Below are 363 nucleotides of genomic sequence, written 5' to 3'. Positions count from 1 at the left end.
TGTCGATCAGATATCCCTGCGCCGCGCCGGTCACGAAGGTACCTTCGCGATAGAATTTCTTATCGCCACCTGCGGCGGCATACTTGTCGTCGTGCAGCGGCTGCCAGTTCACGGCGGTAAAGGTGGCATCAGCGGAGGCAATCGTGGTGTAGCCGACGTTGTAATCCACTTCGGTCGGCGTGGTGACCGTATAGCGCAGCTTCTCCAGCGCGCGGCTGACGATCAGGGTCTGGATGCTCTCTTCCGAAATGGTGCTCTGCACCGGCTGCACGGTAATGCCTTTGCCCGGCAGGTCAGCGGCAAACGCGCTGGTGGAGACAAGGGTGGCAAACGCTGTGGCAAAAAGTACGTTATGTCGCATCG

At 59.5% G+C, this 363-nt stretch carries 1 protein-coding gene; it reads right to left on the bottom strand.

The window, feature by feature from the left end; genetic code table 11:
• A partial coding sequence (locus tag A6013_RS24690; protein ID WP_302622518.1) for a glycine betaine ABC transporter substrate-binding protein occupies positions 1-361 on the bottom strand: 361 nt, incomplete at its 3' end.
• Between the last annotated feature and the right edge of the window lie 2 nt (positions 362-363).

This window comes from Enterobacter sp. IF2SW-B1 (genome assembly GCF_001743375.1).
In the GTDB taxonomy this organism is placed as follows: domain Bacteria; phylum Pseudomonadota; class Gammaproteobacteria; order Enterobacterales; family Enterobacteriaceae; genus Enterobacter; species Enterobacter bugandensis.
Note: the sequence above shows the minus strand (reverse complement) of the source record. Positions and strands in the feature narration are given on the sequence as shown.